This window comes from Anaerostipes butyraticus (assembly GCF_016586355.1).
In the GTDB taxonomy this organism is placed as follows: Bacteria; Bacillota; Clostridia; order Lachnospirales; family Lachnospiraceae; genus Anaerostipes; species Anaerostipes butyraticus.
The window spans coordinates 75250-97383 of record NZ_BLYI01000023.1 but is presented as its reverse complement, the minus strand read 5'-3'; the positions used below and the strand labels follow the sequence as shown (position 1 = coordinate 97383).

22 protein-coding genes are annotated in these 22134 nt (G+C 48.1%); 4 read left to right on the top strand and 18 right to left on the bottom strand.

Features of this window, described 5'->3' with window-relative positions:
* Positions 1-257: 257 nt before the first annotated feature.
* Positions 258-1595, top strand: coding sequence for an IS110 family RNA-guided transposase (locus JMF81_RS04260; RefSeq protein WP_201310218.1), 1338 nt, complete (start codon positions 258-260; stop codon positions 1593-1595).
* A 135-nt stretch (positions 1596-1730) separates the two neighbouring features.
* Here the strand turns inward: JMF81_RS04260 and JMF81_RS04255 are convergent, their stop codons facing one another.
* The 5 genes from JMF81_RS04255 to JMF81_RS04235 are packed head-to-tail and all read right to left on the bottom strand — an operon-like array spanning position 1731 to position 8061.
* Positions 1731-3467, bottom strand: a complete 1737-nt coding sequence (locus tag JMF81_RS04255; RefSeq protein WP_201310217.1) for an ABC transporter ATP-binding protein — start codon at positions 3465-3467, stop codon at positions 1731-1733.
* A 14-nt stretch (positions 3468-3481) separates the two neighbouring features.
* On the bottom strand, positions 3482-5227 hold the full coding sequence (locus tag JMF81_RS04250; protein WP_201310216.1) for an ABC transporter ATP-binding protein: 1746 nt from the start codon (positions 5225-5227) through the stop codon (positions 3482-3484).
* Entirely contained in the window at positions 5224-6738 is a 1515-nt protein-coding gene (locus JMF81_RS04245) for an ABC transporter ATP-binding protein (RefSeq protein WP_201310215.1), read from the bottom strand. The genes JMF81_RS04250 and JMF81_RS04245 overlap by 4 nt, the downstream gene beginning before the upstream one ends.
* A gap of 4 nt (positions 6739-6742) precedes the next feature.
* Positions 6743-7480, bottom strand: coding sequence for an energy-coupling factor transporter transmembrane component T (locus JMF81_RS04240; protein ID WP_201310214.1), 738 nt, complete (start codon positions 7478-7480; stop codon positions 6743-6745).
* A complete protein-coding gene (locus JMF81_RS04235; RefSeq protein ID WP_087283947.1) occupies positions 7480-8061 on the bottom strand; it encodes an MptD family putative ECF transporter S component in 582 nt (193 codons plus the stop codon). The genes JMF81_RS04240 and JMF81_RS04235 overlap by 1 nt, the downstream gene beginning before the upstream one ends.
* A 195-nt stretch (positions 8062-8256) precedes the next feature.
* Here JMF81_RS04235 and JMF81_RS04230 point away from each other — a divergent pair, with 195 nt between their 5' ends.
* Positions 8257-9249: a helix-turn-helix transcriptional regulator gene (locus JMF81_RS04230; RefSeq protein WP_243282534.1), complete on the top strand. Its 993-nt coding sequence runs from the start codon at positions 8257-8259 to the stop codon at positions 9247-9249.
* Positions 9250-9369: 120 nt separating this feature from the next.
* On the opposite strand, the gene JMF81_RS04225 is transcribed toward JMF81_RS04230, so the two are convergent.
* Together JMF81_RS04225 and JMF81_RS04220 are read right to left on the bottom strand one after the other, a co-directional pair.
* Positions 9370-9558, bottom strand: a complete 189-nt coding sequence (locus JMF81_RS04225; protein ID WP_201310213.1) for a helix-turn-helix domain-containing protein — start codon at positions 9556-9558, stop codon at positions 9370-9372.
* A 1-nt stretch (position 9559) separates the two neighbouring features.
* Positions 9560-10000, bottom strand: a complete 441-nt coding sequence (locus tag JMF81_RS04220) for a sigma-70 family RNA polymerase sigma factor (protein WP_201310212.1) — start codon at positions 9998-10000, stop codon at positions 9560-9562.
* A gap of 410 nt (positions 10001-10410) precedes the next feature.
* On the opposite strand from JMF81_RS04220, the gene JMF81_RS04215 reads away from it, so the two are divergent.
* Positions 10411-10755, top strand: coding sequence for a helix-turn-helix domain-containing protein (locus JMF81_RS04215; protein WP_087416661.1), 345 nt, complete (start codon positions 10411-10413; stop codon positions 10753-10755).
* Between the two features lie 130 nt (positions 10756-10885).
* Here the strand turns inward: JMF81_RS04215 and JMF81_RS04210 are convergent, their stop codons facing one another.
* Together JMF81_RS04210 and JMF81_RS04205 are read right to left on the bottom strand one after the other, a co-directional pair.
* A complete protein-coding gene (locus JMF81_RS04210; RefSeq protein ID WP_201310211.1) occupies positions 10886-11287 on the bottom strand; it encodes a hypothetical protein in 402 nt (133 codons plus the stop codon).
* Between the two features lie 4 nt (positions 11288-11291).
* Entirely contained in the window at positions 11292-12224 is a 933-nt protein-coding gene (locus tag JMF81_RS04205; RefSeq protein ID WP_201310210.1) for a ParM/StbA family protein, read from the bottom strand.
* Positions 12225-12511: 287 nt separating this feature from the next.
* Here JMF81_RS04205 and JMF81_RS04200 point away from each other — a divergent pair, with 287 nt between their 5' ends.
* Positions 12512-12997: a helix-turn-helix domain-containing protein gene (locus JMF81_RS04200; protein WP_201310209.1), complete on the top strand. Its 486-nt coding sequence runs from the start codon at positions 12512-12514 to the stop codon at positions 12995-12997.
* 275 nt (positions 12998-13272) lie between these two features.
* Here the strand turns inward: JMF81_RS04200 and JMF81_RS04195 are convergent, their stop codons facing one another.
* The 9 genes from JMF81_RS04195 to JMF81_RS04155 form a co-directional block, all read right to left on the bottom strand.
* Positions 13273-14487 carry an IS256 family transposase gene (locus JMF81_RS04195; RefSeq protein WP_087175595.1) on the bottom strand — a complete coding sequence of 405 codons (1215 nt, stop codon included), beginning with the start codon at positions 14485-14487 and terminating at the stop codon, positions 13273-13275.
* Between the two features lie 175 nt (positions 14488-14662).
* A complete protein-coding gene (locus tag JMF81_RS04190) occupies positions 14663-14860 on the bottom strand; it encodes a hypothetical protein (protein WP_015573104.1) in 198 nt (65 codons plus the stop codon).
* Between the two features lie 23 nt (positions 14861-14883).
* Positions 14884-15321, bottom strand: a complete 438-nt coding sequence (locus tag JMF81_RS04185; RefSeq protein WP_201310208.1) for a hypothetical protein — start codon at positions 15319-15321, stop codon at positions 14884-14886.
* 84 nt (positions 15322-15405) lie between these two features.
* Positions 15406-16179 carry a class B sortase gene (srtB, locus tag JMF81_RS04180; protein WP_201310207.1) on the bottom strand — a complete coding sequence of 258 codons (774 nt, stop codon included), beginning with the start codon at positions 16177-16179 and terminating at the stop codon, positions 15406-15408.
* On the bottom strand, positions 16176-17390 hold the full coding sequence (locus JMF81_RS04175) for a CHC2 zinc finger domain-containing protein (protein ID WP_201310206.1): 1215 nt from the start codon (positions 17388-17390) through the stop codon (positions 16176-16178). Before JMF81_RS04175 ends, srtB begins: the two co-directional genes overlap by 4 nt.
* Positions 17391-17451: 61 nt before the next feature.
* On the bottom strand, positions 17452-18390 hold the full coding sequence (locus tag JMF81_RS04170; protein ID WP_201310205.1) for a hypothetical protein: 939 nt from the start codon (positions 18388-18390) through the stop codon (positions 17452-17454).
* A gap of 82 nt (positions 18391-18472) precedes the next feature.
* Entirely contained in the window at positions 18473-20707 is a 2235-nt protein-coding gene (gene recD2 / locus JMF81_RS04165; RefSeq protein ID WP_201310204.1) for an SF1B family DNA helicase RecD2, read from the bottom strand.
* Positions 20670-21086 carry a DUF7768 domain-containing protein gene (locus tag JMF81_RS04160; RefSeq protein WP_015573099.1) on the bottom strand — a complete coding sequence of 139 codons (417 nt, stop codon included), beginning with the start codon at positions 21084-21086 and terminating at the stop codon, positions 20670-20672. Before JMF81_RS04160 ends, recD2 begins: the two co-directional genes overlap by 38 nt.
* Positions 21086-22129, bottom strand: a complete 1044-nt coding sequence (locus JMF81_RS04155) for a YqaJ viral recombinase family nuclease (RefSeq protein ID WP_243282533.1) — start codon at positions 22127-22129, stop codon at positions 21086-21088. Before JMF81_RS04155 ends, JMF81_RS04160 begins: the two co-directional genes overlap by 1 nt.
* Between the last annotated feature and the right edge of the window lie 5 nt (positions 22130-22134).

Below are 22134 nucleotides of genomic sequence, written 5' to 3'. Positions count from 1 at the left end.
ATTGTTTCCTTACTGTGTCTGTGGCTTCCATAATGCACCAGATCAGATCCTGAGGTATAATCACTGAGGCAGGGCGATTGACGACGCCTCCTTGGGACCCGGCCTTCCGCCGGGAAAACCTCTTAGAAAGTCTGTCTGTCCATTCGGTGGTGATTTATGGTTTGGCTGGTTGGGAAGCCTCAGGCTATACCTGTATAAGCCGCTAGGTTGTGTATCCGCCTTATGGAAATGGATGCCTGCCGGAAAGGATGTTTATCATGCATTACAAAAGATTACTTACATTTATTGACGGCGTTTCTTCTTACCTTTCTGTCGGCCTTGATGTTGGCGCTGATTTTACCTGGATGTCAATTGCTCTCCCCAATGGTTCTTTTGTCGGGAAGCCCTTTAAGATCATCCATTCTGATTCTCGGTCCAGAGATCTCGCTGTCACAAAAATAAAAGAAGCACAAGAGACGTATTCTCTCAAAAGCCGCTGCTTCCTTGAGTCTACCGGGATCTACCACATCCCGCTCCTGTGCTTCCTTCGTGATAAGGGGTTTGACTGCTCGGTCATAAATCCTATCATCACTAAGAATAGCACAAATATCAACATAAGGAAACTGCATAATGATAAATTCGATTCAAAAAAGGCTGCCCTTGTTGGACTGAACGTTTCTCTCAAGACTTCCATCCTCCCGGATGATTCCGTTGTCGATCTGAGAAACCTGGTCCGTGATTATTATTATTTCAAGGATCTCCAGTCTGCTGTCGCTCTGAAGCTCACTGCGGAACTGAAAGTATCTTTCCCTGCTTATGCTAAGGTCTTCAGCAAAGTCACCACACAGTCTTCCTTAAAGCTGTTAAGCTCTTATCCTCTTCCTGCGGACATGCTTGCCGCTTCCAAAGAGGACATTGTGGATATCATCCGCAGTACCGCACGTTTTGGCGAAGCTTATGCCCTGCGTAAGTATGACGCCATTATCGCTGCCGCACAGGATGCCGCTGTTTTCAGCAGGGCTCTTCCTAGCAATGCTGTTCGCATCCGTCTTTATATCGACACTTATCAGGAATACCAGAAGCATCTGGACGCGCTCCTGAAAGCACTCCATGAGACGGTAGAGAAACTGCAGGATACCCTGATCTACGATCAGATCTGCCTTCTGCAGTCCCTGCGCGGGATTGGATTCTTAAGCGCAGTCGTCCTGATTGCAGAGATGGGGGATTTTAAACTTTTTTCTTCCCCGAAAAAGCTTTATGCCTACTTTGGGCTTGACCCCGCTGTCAAACAATCCGGAAAACTCAATGGCGATAAAGTCCATATGTCCAAACGTGGCTCCAGCCTTGCCAGGCGTGTTCTTCACATGGCCGCGCTCAATAACGTAAAGGTTGATAAAGGGAGCGGCACACCTGTGAATCCTGTGATCTACGACTATTACACCCGGAAGTGCTCCGGCAAGAAAAAGCCAGTAGCAATGGGCGCTGTCATGCATAAGATCTGTAACATCATCTTTGCCATGCTTCGGGATAACAAACCTTTTGAAATCATCACTCCGGAAGAACACTGCAGACGCTTTGCCACAGAACATCCCGACAAGATAAGGAAGGCTGCGTAATCAACACGGTATTCTGAATATTTAGTTTCTGACCAGTCCTATATTGGGGAATGGTCTGTTAAGGTTACCCTTTTTCGCTCTACTGTAATAAATTTAATTTTTTCATATCACCTCTTGACATTTCTTAGCTGGACTTTACTGATTCAGTTTCCAGCCTATGGCCTCCTGTCTGGTCAATACAAAGTCAGCATACAGGCCTTTTTGCTGGATCAGCTCTGCATGAGTGCCGCGCTGGACGATATGGGTATTGTCTAACACAAGGATTTGGTCGGCGTTCCGAACAGTTTTCAGCCGGTGGGCAATCATGATGATGGTCTTGTCGTGGGTCAACGCCTCAATAGCCCGCTGCAATTCATCCTCATTCTCCGGGTCAACGCTGCTTGTTGCCTCGTCCAAGATGATGATGGGCGCATTTTTCAGCATGGCGCGGGCGATGGAAATACGCTGTTTCTCTCCGCCGGACAAAGTGCCGCCGCCCTCGCCAATCACAGTATCATAACCTTCCGGCAGAGCGGAAATAAAGTCATGGCAGCAAGCCTTTTTCGCCGCCTCAACCACCTGCTCATGGGTAGCGTCCGGGCAGCCAAACTTGATATTGTTCTCAATCGTATCGGCGAAGAGATACACGCTCTGAAACACCATCGAGATATTCTTCATCAGGCTGTCCAGTTTGAAATCCCGCACATCCGTACCGCCTATGGTAATCTTCCCGGCGTTCACATCCCAAAAGCGGGCAATCAGGTTGCACATCGTTGTCTTACCCGCCCCGGAAGGGCCGACAATGGCCGTAGTCGTTTTTTCGGGAATGGTAAAGCTAACCTGATCCAATATCTTGCGGTCTGCGTAGGAAAAATCCACCTTGTCAAACACGATCTCGCTGGACTTCGGCGTAATGTCAGTGCCTTTCTCGTCCATTATCGGCGTGTCATCAATGGAGTTTGCCGTATCCATCGAGGCCACCAGCATTTGAAGCAGAGAAGCCATGTTCCCGGCGTTTTCCAAATCGTTGAACACCATGAAAGAAGCGATTACCAAAATCAGGCCGTAGGCCAGCGGCAGAGAGCCATCCAGCCAGAACCAGACCGAGGCCAGCAACAGCAGGACGCTGAACACCCGGACAACCACTTGCTTGATAGCGTCATAGGGAACGCTGGCTTTTGTCAGTTTCAGGTTATCCCGGCAGCTTGCCTGTATAGCGTTTCCAATGGATTGTGTGCTGTCCCGTTCAAGGCCAAATGCTTTGACAATCCCCATGCCCTGAATGTACTCCAACACGGACTCCACAAGGGACTCCTGCGTGTGCTGGCGCACCGAGCTTAGGGCCGCAGACTTGCGGAGGGCCAGTTCCGCCGCTGCAAGATAAAGAAGGACACCGACAGCAGCCACAAGCCCGATCCACCAGTCGAATATCAGCAGGACAATGACAAGAGCCACCGAGTTGAAAAATCCACCCAGTACAGACACCAGGACACGAGCCGCCGAGTTTTCTACATCGTCCAAAGTCGTTGTGACAATGGCGGTAATGTTCCCGATACTATTCTTGTTGAAGTAGCCCATCGGGATATAGCGAAGCCGATCTCCGATGTGGATACGCTTTTCCGCTACCATGCAATAGCCGGTTTCCGTTTGCTCCATCGTGGAAAAGTAGGTCGTGATGATACGCCCGATGAGGGATACCGCCATAATTCCCAACGAAATCCAGACAATACTTCCGTCCCGGTTGTCAGATACCAACGCACCAATCACTACAAAGAGGGCGGCAAACTGCATGGCTGAAAACAGCCCAGACAGAAACGCAAACAACAGGGATTTTTTCAAAAGCCCCTTTTTGCTGCCTGCAAAAGCAAAGATTTTTTTCAATGTTCCATACATCTGACAACACCCCCTTACATCTGGTCTTTCGCGCCGATATGCGCCTGCCACATATCCTGGTAGAGGGGGCAGGTTTCCAGCAGCTTCTCATGCGTACCCTGTGCGTGGATGGTTCCATCCTTCACCACAACGATGTTATCTGCGCCAACAATGGTAGACAGCCGGTGTGCAATCACAATCAGGGTCTTGCCGACAGTTAAAGCGGAAATGGCTTTCTGCACCAGCGCCTCATTTTCGGGGTCGATGTAGGCAGTTGCCTCGTCCAAAATGACAACCGGCGCATTTTTCAGCATGGCGCGGGCGATGGCAATCCGCTGGCGTTCACCGCCGGAAAGATGGGAACCGGCGCTGCCGACAACCGTATCATAGCCATTGTCCAGCTTGCGGATAAAGGTATCGCAACCGCTTTGTTTGGCGGCCTGTTCTACCTCCGCGTCTGTGGCGCTGGGCTTTCCCATACGGATGTTTTCCCTGATACTGCGGTTAAAAAGATAGTTGTCCTGGGACACATAGGAAATCTGGTCTGAAATTTCGGACAGCGGAATATCTTTCAATTCATAACCTCCGAGGGTAATGCTGCCGGATGTAACATCCCAATACCCGGCAATCAGTTTTGCCACCGTGGATTTACCGGAGCCGGACGGCCCCACAAGGGCGGTCATGGTTCCGGGGCGAATGGCAAGGTTCACATCATGCAAAACCTCTGTTGTCCCGTCATAGGAAAAAGACACAGACCTAAGAGAAATGCCGGTGTCTGCCAGCTTGACCGGCGTATCCTTATGGTTCAGTTCTTCAGCGTTCAAAAGCTGGCTGATTTCTTCCACATTTGTCCCCAATACGGCCAAATCGTCCGTAAAGGTAAAGGCCGCGATAATCGGCCCAATCAGTCCCAGCGAAAAAATTACGATAGACAGGAAGGCAGAAAGTTCCAGGCTGCCGGAGAGCCAGAACGCGAAGCCGCAGGGTAGCACACAAATCAGCACCGAGGGCAGAATGGCGTTGTAGGCGCTCATGGTTTTCTGGTTTTCTCTCATCCAGTCCACATAGTAGTTAGCGTTATAGTTTACTGCGTCAGAATATTTTTTGTAGGAACCGGCGGATTGACTAAACGCTTTGACTACCTCAATCCCACCAATGTACTCTACAATGGCGTTTGCCATCTGCTTTCCTGCTTTGACCGCGCCCTCCCATTTGACGGGATAATTCTTCATGCCAGCAGACATAACAGCAAGGCCCACCACCAGCGTGACAAGGGACAGGAGAGCCATGCGCCAGTCCACGACGAATAGATATACAACAATCACCAAAGGCACCAGCACATTTGCAGTCATTTCCGGGATCAGGTGCGCGAAGGTCGATTCCATGCCTTCTACCCGGTCAACAATCGTCGTTTTATACTGGCCGGACGGAGTATCTAAAATCGTCCCCATCGGGACACGGGCCAGTTTAGTGGTGATATTCTCCCGTAAATCGCGCAGTGTGTAATAGGTCGCTGTGTGGGAAATCGTTGTAGAAAGGCAGGAAAACAGCACCTTTCCAAAGTAACCACACAATGCAATAATGCCAGCGGTCACATATCGGGAAAAGTTCTGCTCCCCAGACAACATCATCGTGACAATATGCGCCACACAGAAATAGGGCACCATCTGGCAGGCCACGCCTAATACCGCAAGGATAATGCTACCGATGAATTTCCCGTGATAGGGTTTGCCCCATCCCCATAAGACACCTATGGGTGATTCTTTCTTTTCCTCCTTCATTCTGTGGACACCTCCTTCTCCATATCATTCAGGAAAAACTTTAGTAGCCGGTTTCGGCCATCGTTGTTCTCTATGGAATAACTTTCCTGAATTTGCCCGTTTTCTAAGTGAAGGACATAATTACAGCACCGTAAAATAAATTCCGGGTCATGGGTCACTACAAGCGCAGTTCTCCCAGTATCTGCCACTTGATTGACAACACTGGCAACCTGCCTCATGTGAAAAAGGTCAAGGCCGCTTGTTGGCTCATCGAATAAAATCAGAGGGCGTTCCGAAGCAATCGCAGAGGCAACTGCCACACGCTGCTTTTGGCCGCCTGACAGCCCCATCGGGTGGCAGTCCTCATAAGGCAGCAAGTCCATCTCTTTTAAGATTTCTCTTGCCCTTTGCTTATCCTCGGTTCCCATACTGAGCAGAATTTCATCCAGAACACTTTCGGTAAAAAGCTGATGGTTTACATCCTGCATAACCATATAGCAGAGTTTCAATCGTTCTTTCCTGGAATAAATCTTGCTCCGATCCTGCACTGTCCCCTTGAAGTGCTTTTCCAATCCGCAGAGGCACCGGGCAAAGGTGGATTTTCCCGCACCGTTATGTCCGATAATAGCCGTGGCGCTGCCGGATGGGAAAGTGGTTTCCGTTATATGCAAGGTTTCCGACTCATGCTTATAGGCAAAGGACACATTCTTTATCGTCCAAACCGCCTCATTTATTCGCTGCGGCGGCCCTTCAACTTCTGAAAGCCCTGCAAGTTCAAGAGGCCGAAGCCCCATTTCCTCTCGCTGTTTTGCTGACAGGCGGCAAAACTCCTCCGCTGTATAATCTCCTTCAATTTCTCCGTCTTTCAGATACAGAACGCGGTCAAAGAGGCCAGACAGATAGTACAGCCGGTGTTCAGAGATGATGATGGTCTTTCCTTGCGATTTCAAAGCAAAGAGAAGCTGCCGAAAATCAGCGATAGCGTATGTGTCAAGGTTGGATGATGGTTCATCCAGCACATAAACATCCGGGTCAATCGCTGCTGCCGATCCGCAGGCGATTTTTTGTTTTTCACCCCCGGACAAAGAAAAAATACTTCTATCAAGCAGCGGTTCCAGCTTTAGCTGTGCAGCTACACGCTTTACCCGTTCGCGCACAATATCTTCAGCCATGCCGTGGTTCTCCGGGCCGAAAGCCAGTTCGCTGGTCGTGTCCACATTAAAAAACTGAGAACGCGGATTTTGAAATACAGAACCGACTTTTAGAGAAATATCAAACAGTGACAGGTCGCGAGTATCCTTTCCATCCAGATAGACGGAGCCGGTATAAGTCCCCTCATGGTAATGAGGAATAAGGCCGTTGAACAGACGGGTCATCGTTGTTTTCCCGCAGCCGGAAGTTCCGCAAAGCAGGACAAAAGAACCGTCCTCAATGGTACAGGAAATATGTTTCAAAGCGCCTTCGGCCTGCTTTTCACTGTCAGGCAAACCGCTCGCTGGATAGGAGAATGACACATCCCTACATTCAATCACTTCATCACCCCCTTGTAGCCAGCACATAAATTTGTGCTGCGAAGGCACCGAGGCAGATCAGCAGAAAAAGAATGTCCTGCACATGAAAGCCCAGCTTACAGATATTTGTCCGCTTCACCGGGCCGCCCAATCCCCGTGTGAGAGCTGCCTGAGAGAGTTCCTCGCCAATTTTGACGGAGCAGATCATCATGGGGACAATCCGATACTCTAAAATCGCACCGGCTTTTCCGCCGCCAAAGCGGACGCCACGCATCCGCATGGCGTCCCCGATGGCGCTCCATTCTTCTGCAACCGTAGGGAAGAAACGAAACATCACGGACATGGGAATAGTGATTTGCTGCGGCAGGTGGAGCCGTTCCATTGCCGCGACAAATTCACTGACCGTTGTTGTTGTCACAACGAAATATCCCATAACCACACTGGGCGTAAACCTCAGTAGGATACCAACGATGGCTACTGCAATATAGTTTGCTACACTGGTCAGGCGGGACAGGCCAAACATTTCCAGGCACAAGCTGCCTCCAAAAATCAGGATATAGAGAACAGCGCCTTTCCATTTCCTGGCCGCTAACAAAAGCAGCAGAGGGATGGCCGCCAGCACGATGATGTAATACTGCATGATACCTTCATACGAACCGCCTAAAATAAAAACGGCTATGGTAATCAGTACCGCCAGTTTTGTCCGGGGGTCTAATAAAATTCCACTGTTGTTTTTTTGACTTGCAAGAAGTTCGCGGCTCATTACACAATTCCCGCCCGCTCAAAGTGCTTTTTGAAAATCTTCTGTCCAATCAGGCCACCCACAAGACCGCTGACAAAAGCAGCTACCAGAAGTACCGGCAAAATCCAGTCAGGCATATAGGCCATGAGCGTGTCGGCATATTCCTGACCATAACCGGGAAGCAGGCTCTGGTAGTAAGCGTCACGCGTCACAACGATGGGAATAAAGGCACCGATTACCCACATGGAAAAAACGCCGTGGATCAGCACTTCACGCTTAGCGTTCTTGTAGTCACAGGCTTTCATCATAAAATCGGAAATCAGGCCGAAGATCAGCCCGGTGGGAATGCACCAATAGCCCATGCCGGTCAGCAGCATGATGATACCGAGCAGCACCCCGCAGATGGTAAGCATACCGAATTTCTTGATTTTGGAGAAGAACAACATCATCGGAATACCGCCTACAAGCGGCACGATCACGCTGATAAGCGGAATGAAAATCGGGATAAAGCCGATAGACGCCGCCGCGAAAATGACGATAAAATAAATCGCCGTGAAAATACCGATGTTGATGAGATCCTTTCCTTGCAATTTGTTGTTCATTGCGAAACCTCCTAACATGATTGCTTTCTCGGTTAGACCTCGCTAACCAACTCTAATGGTAGCACATATTCGATTATGCTTCTATGCACATATCGGTATTTTAGGCCCGTATAGCAAGGAGTTTTTCCGTTTGGCCGGAATACCCATTGACCGGGAATTTTTGCGCCGGTATAATAATATCAACGATTTTGCGTGATGAAAGGGGCGAAGCAGTTGCGTGATATGATATACAGCATTTTGGAAAACAGCAATTCCGTTTCAGGTGTGACTTTGAAAAACAGTCCAAATAGCAGCGAACTACTATTAGATCAGGCAAATGGTAAAGGGCGCATGACATTCCATACGCTCTTTCCGGGCCTGACATTAGCTTTTATTTTTGTAAATGCTCCTGTGTGGCCGGAGTCAGAAGCCAACTCAGAGTTAAGGCCATTATTGATAAACTATTGTATTTCTGGCAGAAGTGAACTGCTTCTCGATGATGGCTCATACATTTACCTAAAGGAAAACGACTTTTGTATCAGTGGGCAGACAGCGCAGAAAGAGTACATCTTTCCCACACGGCAATATCAGGGCATAAAAATATACTTTGACCTTTCGCTCCTATTACAGTCCTGCGGCGAATTGATGAAATCTTTTTCGATTGATCTCATGCGCTTGGAAGAAAACTATTGCGCGAACCATAAAACATATATCAACGAAGCGGACAGCGAACTGGAAAATATATTTCAAAAACTCTGGCGGCTTTCGGAAAGACCGTCTGCCTTCCATTTGCAAATCTATACGCTTGAACTTATCCACCGGCTTCTCAACATGGAAATCCGGCCTCCGAAAACCTGCGGCTTCTACACGGAAACCCAAGTGGAGCTTGCAAAAAGGACAGCAAAAATTCTGTCAGATGACCTTCGCCAGCACATCCCTGTAAGGCAGATTGCAGAACGCTTTTCGGTCAGTGAAACCAGCCTGAAAAATTATTTTAGAGGCGTATATGGTCAAAATATATCTACTTGGCTGCGAGAAATCCGCATGAATGAAGCCGCCAGACTTCTCTCTGCCACAAAGCGTCCGATTGCCGAAATATCAGAGCAGGTTGGCTACTCCAATCAAGGGAAATTTGCAGCTGTATTCAAAAAACAGTATGGATTGTCGCCGCTAGAATACCGGCGACTGAGAAATTTAGAAAAGAATTAGTACCACCTGTTCTAAAGATTAAGTCATCGTAAAATAGCTCGAAAAAATGTATCGTTTTTGATCGCATTTTCTTCATTATTATGAAGACCGGGCAGCTTACGCCGCCCGGTCCCTTCTTAATTACTCCGCATCCCGGAAATACCGGATGCACTTCATCAGCTCCGCTGCCAGCTCCTGGTACAGATCTTCATCAAATCTTCTGTTCACCAATGAATACTTAATCAACAGCGGCCTGTACATTGCAAAGATCTCTGCCTTCGCATCCATGTCCCCGGCTTTTGCCCGGTATAATAATTCATCAAAGCTCATCTTATTTATCCCCCAATCTTTTGCGTATTTTACGGATTGCATAGAAGTACGCATCCTTGCAGCGCTCTGCTGTCATCCCGGTCATCTCGCCAATCTTTTTAAATGAGCGCTCCTCAAATACGTGAAGATAGATCAGCTCCCGTTCTTTCTCATTGAGCATCAGCAGCGATTTCACAAGTTTTTCATCCGAGAGTTCGTTCCACTCCGGGAACTCACCTGCAGCCTCTTTGAGCAGAATCTCTTCCCGCTCCTGGTTCTCCCTCATTTCTTCAAATGTGATCCGTTCTTCAATCTCCGCAATTTCCTCCATCAAGAAGGAGTCCTTCTCTGTCCGGATCTTTTTGTCCAGGTAACTGCTCCTGCGCCCTTTGATAAACTCCAGTAAGTATGCCGTAAAATGGTTCTTTGTCCGATCTCCTGAATAGGTATGTTTTTCATTCATATGTGATTCCTCCTGAATTTCATCTGTAGTTCCAAAGAAATTCAGAAGGCCGGCGGCGAGCGGCACCCTGGCAGTCTTTCGTTCCGTTCCCACGGCAAAAAAATAAGACCGAAAGCTGCCAACGGCAGCCCGATCCTATCCGGCGGATTTAACTTTACATGAGAACACGCAGTATATGTGGTCGGAACCAACACATATACTGCGTGTAAAAGAGTTTCTTCACCTGCAAAAAGAAGCAGGATTTTTTTGAAATTGTTTCAGATAGCGTCTGATCCATCCGGCTGTTCACACCTTATCTTCCGTAGATTCCCCCTCTATGTATGCGTTATATCGCCTTCCAACACGCATAATAGCGCATTTCATATACTGCTTGTCTGCGGTAAAATATATGCAGGAAATGAGGTGATTGGATGTATAGACAACGATTGGGGGATGCTGTAAGAGAAGCCAGAATGAATTTGGATTTATCGCAGAATACGCTTGCGGAACGGTCCCACGTATCCCTTCGTACAATTTCAGATATCGAAACTTATAAGGCGAACCCTCGTTTTGACAGTCTCTGCTCCCTGGCGTCCTATCTGAACATTTCTATTGACGCGGTGATCAAAGACCGTAAGAACAATAGCGGCAGTACGACGATGCAGCAGATCCTAATAGAATTGGAGTCCTGCTCGGAAGAAGAGCAGGTTATTGTGCTGCAAACGCTGCGAGGCCTCTTGAAAGGACTACATACCCGGACAGAGAACCCCACATAACCACCTCTTCTGCCATTGTAAGATACACTTCTCGGAAATCTTTATAGAAGTTCTATGGATTTTCTATGGAAATTCTGAAAAAACGGTGAAAAGAGGGAGAACCCATGCGAGTTCTCCCCAAAGACCTGTATCACATATTTCTAAATGCTGCCATGGCATCCGCAATATCCTGCATCGTTCTTTCATCAATCGGAGGGCCTTCTTCGTTCAGATCCTCGATTACAGCCTCTGCAGGCTTCTTATCTGACTCCGGCTGCAGCTGCTGGCCGGTTAAAATTCCAATGTCTGAAACGGGAGCCTCACCAGTGATCCGTTCCATTTCCTGCCGTACCAGAAGACGCACCATTGCCTGGATGTTTTCCTGGGAGACTCCAGTATCTCCTCCAGACTTCTTCCCCGTATACTGCAGGATTGCTTCCGCAATCAGCGCCGCCTTTTTCTCCGTCCCGTTCAGGATCTCTACGACTTCCAAATGCTCCGGATTTTTCTTGTCAAACCCTATCGTAAATACATATGGATTTTTCTTTCCCACATCATCACTTCCCTGCTAAAGAACTGCGGTACAGGATGCCGTACCCTTTCGCATTTGCAAAAATATCATCAATAAACTGATACTTGATCAGACGGCTGGAACTTTCCAGGAACCGCCGGAGTAAGATGGCTCCGCCTCCGATGAATATAGTATAGGTAGATTTCGTGTCAATGCCCCGTTCCCGGACACTGCTGAGCAGGTCGGTCACAAAATTCCGGGCCATTTCTTCCACGGTATGTACCACCATTTCCGGATAATATTCCGTCTTGCCTTCCAGGATACTGTCAATGTCAGTTTCCTCCAGCAGCATATCGTGATCCCCGTTGACACTGGAAATGATATCGTTATACATGGTGATGACACCCTTTTCCATGGAATCGCAATAGTCCAGACATGGGCTTCCGCTTCGCATCAGCAGAAAATCTGAAGTAAATCCGCCAATATCAATCCCTACGGCCTTGGGGATCTGCCGGATTTTTTCTCCCTCTGTCATCATTGCGGCATACGCCTGGGGATATACAGCTACATCCTGGATGCAGATATGATAGGTTCTTCCGTTATACACCAGATTCTGCATCTTTCCGTCACCCAGGAAATACTCCCGATACCGCTCTGCCAGCTCTGAGTAATGCTTAGGCGGCACACCAATCGGCAGCGATACCTGCACCACATCTTCTTCCGTTACCTGACCGGTACGCTCCAGTTCCTTTGCAATAGCAAACCTCGTCAGGATGGAAAAACGCTCATCCTGCGTCTTGTCCCTCTGATACGGGATCCGCTTGTCACTCAAAACATAAAACTTCCCGTCAGTCTGAAGGAAATCCTCCCGGCCTGCAGGCTTACGATCAGTGGATGAGAGCCCCGTAGTGAAAAGAAAATGGGTGGTCTTCATGTTCCGGTTCCCGTGATCCACGGGGATAGTCAGTTTTTTTATCATAATGCGTCACTCCTTATATTGATTTCTACTTATTCCATACGTATGAGATATGTAGATAGCAACTCTGGAGAGAAAATTTTTTGAGACTTTTTATTTAGGATAGTATTCCAGACGTGTCTTTGGTAGAATGTAGGCAGAAACAAATTGGAATTTGCAGGACTGAAGGCTATAAACTAATAAAAATTTCCTTGTCAAAAAATCTTTGCGTTTATAATAGCGGACTGTAAAAGATGGATTGCTTTTCTTTTTGTTACATTCCACTGATAATATCCTTAGGAGGTAAAACGATGAGTATTGGAAAAACAATATTAAATGTTCGAAAGGAAAAAGGAATGTCACAGGAGGAATTCGGCGAATTATTTCATGTTACCAGACAGACGGTATCAAATTGGGAGAATGAAAAAAACTATCCAGATTTGAATACGTTAGTAACTATGAGTGATATGTTTGAAATTTCTCTGGATAAATTATTGAAGGAGGACAAACAAATGGTAAAAACAATAGATAAGGAAAGATTATACGGGAAGTATTATAAACATAAGCAATCTATTATTGATTTTTTTACAGGTGCTGGTACAGGACTAGTGATTTCGTGTTGTATTTCTCCAGATTCAATTAGAAAAACGGTTATACTTTGCATTGGGATTGCGATGTTTTTAATTGGTGGAGTTAAGAAACTTAGATGGGACAAAGAGGTTGTTAAGTATCTGGAAAAGCAAGAAAAGGAGGAGGGCGTAAAATTTTCTGTGTCTATGGGAAAAATTCTTCTTTGATAAGAAACAGATATGTATAATTGTCTTGTCGGAACTTCTGCTTTTTGGCTGTCGAATTACTTATCTGTTTATAGTATTACCCATTTGACTCATGTTATACATGAATTTTAAGATTTTTTGCAGCACAAATAACGGCATCTGTAATCCCTTTTTCGTGGGCTCTGCCCACACCCGGCCTCAGGAATAAGCTGGGATTTTCTGGGAATACTATAAATGCCGAAGGAATAAGGGGAAGACAGGAGCGGAATAGTTTTTCATCCACTCCTGTTTTCCTTTTACAGGTATGCTGTCAGTCTCTCATCGTATAAAAGAATCAGTTGGTTCAACACTTGATCCCAGTTCCGATAACGCTGCGTCCACTTCTTTGTTACATTTCTGCTCGCAAGAAACAGCATCTTTTCAAGAGCGGTATCGCTTGGGAACACACTCTTTGTCTTTGTGACTTTCCTGTATTGACGGTTCAGCCCTTCTATGATGTTTGTGGTATACATAATTCTGCGGATATCTCCGGAAAACTGGAAGAAAGAACTCACATCTTCCCAGTTGTTTTCCCAGTTACTGATCGCATAGGGATATTTCTTTCCCCATTTCTCCTTGATCGTTTCCAATTCCGAAAGAGCTGCGGATTCATTGGGCGCGTTATAGACAGCCTTGAAGTCTGCGGAAAACTTCTTCAGATCGTTATAATTCACATATTTAAAAGAATTGCGCAGCATATGGATGACACAGCGCTGGATCTGTGCCTGTGGGAAAACGGCCTGAATTGCGTCTTTAAATCCGGGGAGACCGTCTACGCAGAAGAACAGGACATCCTGCACGCCACGGTTTTTCAGGTCGTTGAGCATTCCGAGCCAGAACTTACTGGTCTCATTCGCTCCTACGGTAATACTGAGAATATCCTTGTATCCTTCCACGGTAACTCCCAGTACAATATAAGCAGCGCGGCTGAGGATCCTGCCGTCTTCCCGGACTTTGTAATGGATACAGTCCATAAAAACAAAAGGATATACAGGGTTCAGTGGACGAGACTGCCACTCTTTCACTTCCGGAAGGATTTTGTCCGTGATTTTGCTGACCATTTCGGCGGAAAGTTCAATCCCATAAAGTTCCTGGAGCTGGTCATGAATATCCCTTGTACTCATTCCGCGGGCATAGAGAGAGATTACTTTCTCCTCAATCCCGGAAATATCCCGCTGATATTTAGGGATCAGCTTTGGTTCAAACTCACCATTGCGGTCACGGGGAACATCGATCTGGAATTCCCCGTACTGGCTTTTGAGTGTTTTGGGAGAGTGGCCATTCCTCTTATTATCGCTCTTAAGATCACCTTTACAATTTTTTTCATAGCCCAGAGTTGCATCCATCTCGGCTTCCAGAAGCTCCTGCAATATATCTTTGAAGCTGTCTTTGAGAAGGGAGTAAACATCAGCCACACTGGTAATGTTGTTTTCTGTAATAATCTGTCGGATTTGGTCTTTTGCTACTGCCATAAATAAACTCCTTTTCGATAAGAATTATCATATCTGTAATTCTTACCAAAAAGGAGCCATTTTTTACCAAAGCCACAAAGTTTTTTACACTACCAAAAGGAGCAATAAAGATACAAACAAATCCTAATTTTTCTCTATCAAGGCAGGCGCCGGTTTCCCGGTGCCTGCGTTTCATTTACCGTTCCATATAGGTGACGGTATTCTGTCTAAATCCATTCTCTTTACAAAAATCCCTGTATAATTCTTCCAATTCCGTCATGTTGTAAGCATCGAGTTCCGTCTCATCTTCCTGACCATCCATGTTGATAAATCCGATCCTGTAAGTACCTCCCACGGTTGTCACAATTCCTTTTCCTGCTTCTCTGATCGTCATATCCATCCTCCATTCTTCATTCTTCAGGCAACTTTTGCCTGATTATTCTCATTCATTTCCGGGAATAATATCTTCGCCTTTTCCTGCAACAGACGGCAGAACAGCTCTTTGTACCGTTCATATGCCTGGTTGTTGAGCGGTGCTTGCAAACAAGTAAGGCTCCAGACCAGCAATTCTTCTTCCTCTGTGTCATACTTTCCGGTGGTAAAGACATTTCCGTTATAAACCGGTTTAGGCGGTTTGCTGATTTCCTGCAGTTCGCCTTTTGTCCTGGCATTTTGAAGCATCGCTGTCTTTTTCTGAACAAATCCTAAGATAATCTCCTCCAGCATCCCCCGCTCCTGATAACGCCATGCCCGCTGAAAAATTGTCTGGAGTGTTTGTATCCGCTCCTCCTTAAGCCTGTCATCTTCTTTTCCTTCAATTTTCTCCCGTTCTTTCTCATATTCAGCTTCCAACATGATACTTTCCTCCATAAAAAAAGACCGGCATGGTGTCTTCCTTTTCCATACCGGCGCTGTTTTCTGTTCCTATACTTTTCTTCTTCAATTTGCTATTTCCTCTGTCAATTTCCCGTGGACAATATACCGATAATCACGTCTGGAGCTGACACAGGTGGAAAGTGTCACCACCCGGTCTGTTTCCACGACTTCCACACCGGTATCATATCCCGCATAGGAGCGGATCTGCTTCAGAAAAGCCTGAAAGTCTGCCTCTTCCGGAAACGCATAGGTATAAGCCTCGCTCCCCACATACCCGGCATAACAGGAGAAGATCTGATATTTCAGTACCTTCCCCGGCACATACAGGTAAAAGTAAGGAGAAGCCTCCCACAGAGCCTGATCCTGATAATGGGATAGGGTTCCAAACATACTGCCGTTTTTCATATTGTGGCCGTATACAATGGTGTTCGGATCCGCAAAATCCGGCTGGTTATGCCAGTCCGCAAAGATACTGCCGCTGCTGTTGTACTCCCCGGTAAACAGATGATGCAGATAATAAGCATTATCGGTTCCCTGTACCACCGGATAACTAATGGAAAGGCCGGGAATATCAATCCAGGCGATCACGTCCGGGTTCACAGCCTGCAGTCCTTCAAAGTCAATCTTCAGATATCCGTCCGGTTCTGCATCTGGTTCGCCCCCGTCTGGTTTTGGTGTGTCCTCCGGCTCCTCCACAAATGAAGCAAGCTCTTCGTAGGTATCCTCGCCCTCCTGGTATTCACCATAGATTCCTCTTAGTTTCCATGCGGAAAAAGCAAGAGCGCCGATGGCAAGCAGGATCCCTGCCAGAAACAGCAGCTTTTCTCCCTTTTTCATATGTCCACTCCCTTCTGTTCCTGCAAAGGGGCTGTCTGTGCAGCCCGCTTTGCGTAATAATAATCATCAATGCCTTTGAGTTTTCCATTCCAGTTTCCATCCGCATCCTGGTCCCAGACCATACGGCTGACCGGCAGGGACAGCTCCTGGCAGATCCCATAGACTTTTCCACAGGCGTTCTGGATGATCCGGCGCTTTTCCACCTTGTACGGACAGTTTTCCGGCGTACCCTTTTCACTGCAGACCGAACATTTATGATAATGCTTATCACAGTCGGTTTTCAGCTTCTTGTCCATGTCAAACGCCTCAAAGAGAAATTTCATTTTTCTTTGCTGAAATTCCTCCAACACCGGGCGCAGGCTCCGGTACATATTCACACCTGCCAGGCAGATAAATGTATGCCCAGACAGATAATGAGCAATCGAGCCTTTCAGCCCGCCCTCTGTCAGATAGACGTTTTCCGCATCCAGATCTCCGATCACATGAACCGGGCTTCCGGAGGAAACACCGTGTGGATAGCCAGCACTGGAAAACCAGAGATATTTGTTGTTATCCCTGGGATGGTCCAGACGAATCTGACACGCCTGGATCTTTCCGTCCATGGACTCCACAGGAACCAGGAAGCCGGAGTTCTTCGTCTTGAAATTCAATGTCCAACGCTCCTCCGGATCCCGATAAAATCCCGGTACGCCTTCCAGCACGCAGCCGCTCTCCTGAATTGTCTCTGCAATCTTATGCAGCCCGTACATCGGAACACTCCGGTAGCGCCGCTCTTTTATCTGTTCGATTGTAAGGCCCCGGGATCTCAGGTTTTCTCTATGTACACTGTAAAGGGGAAGCCGATCCAGTAATTCCGTATAGGTACGGTGCCGTTCATCCAGTGGCGCCAGCTTCGACTGCACAGGCTCTTCCTTTTCTTCCTGTACCTTTGCCTGGCGCACCTGCCGGTATTCCCCTTTATTCAAAGCCTCCCGGATTTCCTCATTTGCTTCCCGGTAGGTCAAGTTATGCAGGTCCGCATAAAGCTGCAGCATCCCGCCGGATTTGTCACAGCGGTTACAGCGAAAGACGTTTTTTGCCGGATTGATATTCAGCCGCCCTTTGGTGTCGCCACAGAACGGGCAGTCGTAGTAATTTCCACGGCGCTTATGCAGCCGCAGAAGGTTGGCAACATCGGTGATGTCATAATCAAACCCGGTCATATCATACATCCAGGTCCGACCTCCTTTCTTCCGCAGCCTAAAGAAGACTGCGGAAAGTTGTATTTAATGATTAACCGGCCTTTGGAAGTGCCTGGCTCAAAAGAACCCTGGCTGCCGCCGGGATCAGATTGTTATGCCCCCGGTAGCTGTTAGCGAAATAATCCAGGCTGGAAGGGCTTTCCACAGCCACTTGCCCCATAGATTTCCCGCCAAATTTTCCTTTTCCGCCAATGACCACGGCTTTCGCCTGCTCATAGGTCATGCGGTTTGCCAGCTCCTCCACAGGAAGGTTTCCATCCAGAGGAGTGTTCTTCACAGGTGCAGGCTGTCGCATCGGCTGTACAGACGCTCCCATCATATTTCCCTGCGCCTGTGCCTGATGATAAAATTGGTTCATCATGCTCTGGCTGGGGCTGGATTCTGCCGTACTTCCCGGATACACCATATTTCCTGCAGGCGTATTCCCTGCATAGTGATTCTGGCTATTGTAGCCCGGCTGTCCGGCAGAAACCGGCTGCCCTCCATAAGAGGGAGCACCTGCGGCAGCTTCCGGATACTGCATTGGTACGGGGATCCCCGCATCCACCTGCGCCGGATCGTTGCTTTCTCCTACGTCCGCAAACTGGACGCCATAACCCGCATCAGAGAGCGCACGTCCCACGGCGGCAGTCTCTGCCATCTCCAGGAACTTGTCTCCAAACTTTGGATCCTCTGAGCGGAATTTCATGGAAAACGCATTGGCAATGTAATTCTCCGGTGCATCCGTGTAGTTCAGATAGATCTTTGCCTCCGCCAGCGCCACGTTCTCATTAAACCAGACAATATGACTGGAGATCCGCCCCAAAGGATTCGCCAGACGGAACCAGAGTTTCCGGTATTTCACATCCAGATAAAGCTGGTCCTCCTGATCCTCCTGTTTGATCGTCCGGGCAAATTCCAGAGGTTCAAATCCCTCCACCCGGTTCAAAGCCGCCACTGCCTGATTTTTCTGATACAGTAATTCGTTCATACATCTGCTCCTTTCACAAACAGGGCAGGATATCCCTCTACATAAGGAATAGCCTGCCTTTCTCCATAAGTGGAAATTATTTTTATACCGCAAGCCGAAGCTGTTTCGGCTCACGCTCATTCAGGTATTGATAATAGTAACGGGTGATCCGCTCCCCAAGAGCTGTATTGCGCCTGCCGGCATCGTCCGTATGGACTGCCTGGCAGACTGCGTTCCATTGCCCCACCAGATACACCTTTTTCTTTGCACGGGTAATGCCTGTGTACAGGATATTCCGCTTCAGCATCATATAAAAGGCTCTCACCCAGGGGATGATGACAATATCGCACTCGGATCCCTGGGACTTGTGTATGGTAATGGCATTGGCGTGTTCGATCATCTCCAGATCTTCCGTCTCGTAGGTCACGACACGTCCATCCGGAAATTCGATCACCGTTTTTACGGTTCCTTCCTCATCCGTATAAAAATCCGTAATCCTTCCCAGGTCCCCATTGCTGGCCATCAACGTATTCTTGTTCTGAAGCACCTTATCCCCTTCCCGGTAGGTCTGCCCTCCTGCGGACAGTTCCTTTTTCCCAGGACTTGGCGGATTGATCAGGTCCTCCAGGCTCCGGTTCAGCTCGTTAGCGCCGTTTACCGTCTTTACCCGATAGGGTGTCAAAATCTGCACATGGTCCAGGCCGTTCCTTGCGGCCTCTTCCTGGTAAAGCTGGCGTACCATGGCTGCTGTCTCATCTGCCGAATTGCAGGAGATAAACTGGAAATCATCTCCAAACCCAAAATCCGTCCGGTTTGCCAACATTTTACGGGCATTTAAGTGGATGTTGCTGGTCTTTCCCTGGCGGAATACCAGATCCAGCACCGTCACAGGGATCAGCCCGCAGCCGATCAACTGTCGGAACACATCACCGGCCCCCACAGACGGGAGCTGATCCACGTCGCCTACCAGCAGGATACGGGAGGCAGGCTTTACCCTGCGGAAAAATTCATATCCCAAATGCATATCTACCATGGATACTTCATCCAGATTCAGAAATCCGGCCTCCAGATATTCTACTGCGTCTTCATAATCGGCAAAGTCACCCAGAAGCCCCAGAGCCATGTGCATCGTTGAGGCGTCTTCATGCCCGGTGCTTTCCGCCATCCGGCGTGCCGCACGCCCCGTAGGAGCCATGAGCTGTACCTGTGATCGGCAGACAATGGCATGGATATAAAGGATGACCTTTAACACGGTGGTCTTTCCGGTTCCAGGCCCGCCGGTAATAATGCTGATCTGGTTTCGGAACACCATGCGCACTGCCTGTTTCTGCTTCTCTGACAGGGTAATCGCCAGGGCAGTCTGGGCCTGCGCCAATTCCTTTTCGATGTCATACGCCTCTCCCTGATCCAACAGACGCCGGGCGATCATGGAAGCAGTCTGGTTTTCTTCTTCATACTGTTTCTTCACATACACACGTTCGCCGTCTACCACAATGCTTTCCTGCATGACCAGCCGGTAGAGTACCCTCTGGATATCTGTTTCTGTTACTGCCTGATTCGGAAGATCCTGGTTCAGCATGGTATAGGCCCGCTGGATCAGCTCCGGGCGCTCCAGGTACAGATGCCCCTGCTCCTTCATAGCTGATTCCATGAGATGGGAGAGGCAGCCTGAAATCCGCATGGGATCATTGAGCGCCTGGCAGTTCTGCCGTCCAATAGCATCCACCGTTAAAAAGCCAAACCCTTTCACAGCACAGAGCTGATAAGGCCTGTGGCGGACAATCTCCACGGACTCATTGCGAAACCGCTGGAGGATCAGGTTCACCTTTTTAGGCGTTACCTTATAGGGTGCCAGGAATGTCATGAGTTCCCGGAACACCTTATTTTTTCCGTAGGACTCCACAATCCCCTTCAGCTTTTTCTGGGAAATTCCTTTTACCTTCAGAAGCTCCTGGGGATGTTCTTCCATGATTTCCAGCGTATTAAGGCCAAATTCTTTGTAAATGGCCTCTGCAACTTTTGGCCCCACACCCTTTACAGAACCGCAGGAGAGGTAGCCTAAGATCCCCTCCTTCGTGCGCGGCACGATCTCCATGAAATTTTCCACCTGATACTGCAGGCCGTGGCTGGACTTTTCCCACTGTCCTTCCATCTCAATCTCGATCTGGTCAGACTGGGGCAGGTCAAAGCCTATAGCGGTAAACCCGATCACTTTCTGGCCCTGTAAGTATTTGTCTCTGGCAGCAAGCGGTACAGAAGCATCCTTCGTCGTAAACACCGCAATGGTGTATCCATTCTCCTCATTCAGAAATATGGTTTTCCGGTATCTGCACCGCATATTCGATCTCCTTCCAATTTTTTATCTTCCGTAACTGAAACGGATCCCGGCCTCCTTCGAGCCAGTACACCTCCTTCCCGGTATCATGGGCATAACGGATTTCTCCTTCCATGCCGGAAGAAATCCTGCCGCCACAGATAATCAGCACATCACAGAAGTCTAAAAGCTGTTTTCCAATGGAAAGCGCCAGCTTCCGTTCCTCTGGTATGGTGTCATCCAGCATCAGCGGCAGATAGGCATGGGAGGCATACGTGCGGCAGTGGAATACCTCTCTGATCGTATCCAGATACGCCTTCGCAAGCCCCATGTTAAACATTCGTTCTTCCCGGGTTTTTGCAGACAACGGAGAGCAGATATACGCTCTTTTTCCTTTTAACATCACGCCGCCTCCTTCTTTAACCGGAAGATCCGGTTTTCTGTTTCTGTAGCATATTCTTTGAAAATATCCGGATGCTGCACTTTCAGCTTTTCAAGATTTTCTTTCCCGATCATCGTCCTGCGGGTCGGGTTAAAGGTAATCTTGTAACGGTTGGTTCCGTCTTCCAGAAATGCCTTGCATCCCTGTCCCATCAACTCCACGAAAGGAACACTGATCGAACGCTGTTCAGCGTCAATTTCCTTCTTACGCTTCTCTAAGCGTGATTTTTCATCTGATAAAGCAAGATACTTTTCCAGGCTTTTGGAATCCAGCGTCGTGATTGGGATTTCCGGGATCGACTTATCAGCATAGCCGCTGTAACGGCGGATGCTGGCAAGCACCAGATCCGGTTTCCCCACCAGCGGCGGTTCCACCTTCTTCTCCACAAATTCACGCCAGAAATATCCTTCCTGCTCGATGATATCCTGCTCTTCCATGAGATCACGCTCCAGAGAACGGTATACAAAGTCGTTCTCGTTATTTCCCCACAGACACGCAATAAATGCATGACTGATGTTCACCACCGACATATAGTGCCGCACCTGATAGACATAGTGCTCCGGGATTTTCCCGTCATCCCACTTCTCTTTGGCGTTATAATTACAGGTTTTGCACTCCAGTATGGCAAAGCTGCCATCCGGCATACGCACAAAGAAATCAATATCGGCAAGCATAAACGGGTAAAGCGGATGCCGGAACATGATCCGCACGGGAAACACCTCCAGGCCGGTTTTCTTAGAGAAAATCTCCGCTACCAGATCCTCTAGTCTGTGTCCAAATTCCTTGGCAACCCAGTTTGCTTCTGGTTCCTCGATCACCGGGGTAACGCCGATCTTGTCATAGTAAAGATCACGGCTGGTAACAAAAGGCGAGATCCCCATGATGGCAGCTACATCACTGCCTCCGATTCCCAGACGGCGGAATGCAAGCCATTGCTCTCTGGAAAGGGTGCTGATATCCACGACCTGTTCCGGTTCATAATCCATTCGTAACGTCTGTTTCATAAGCT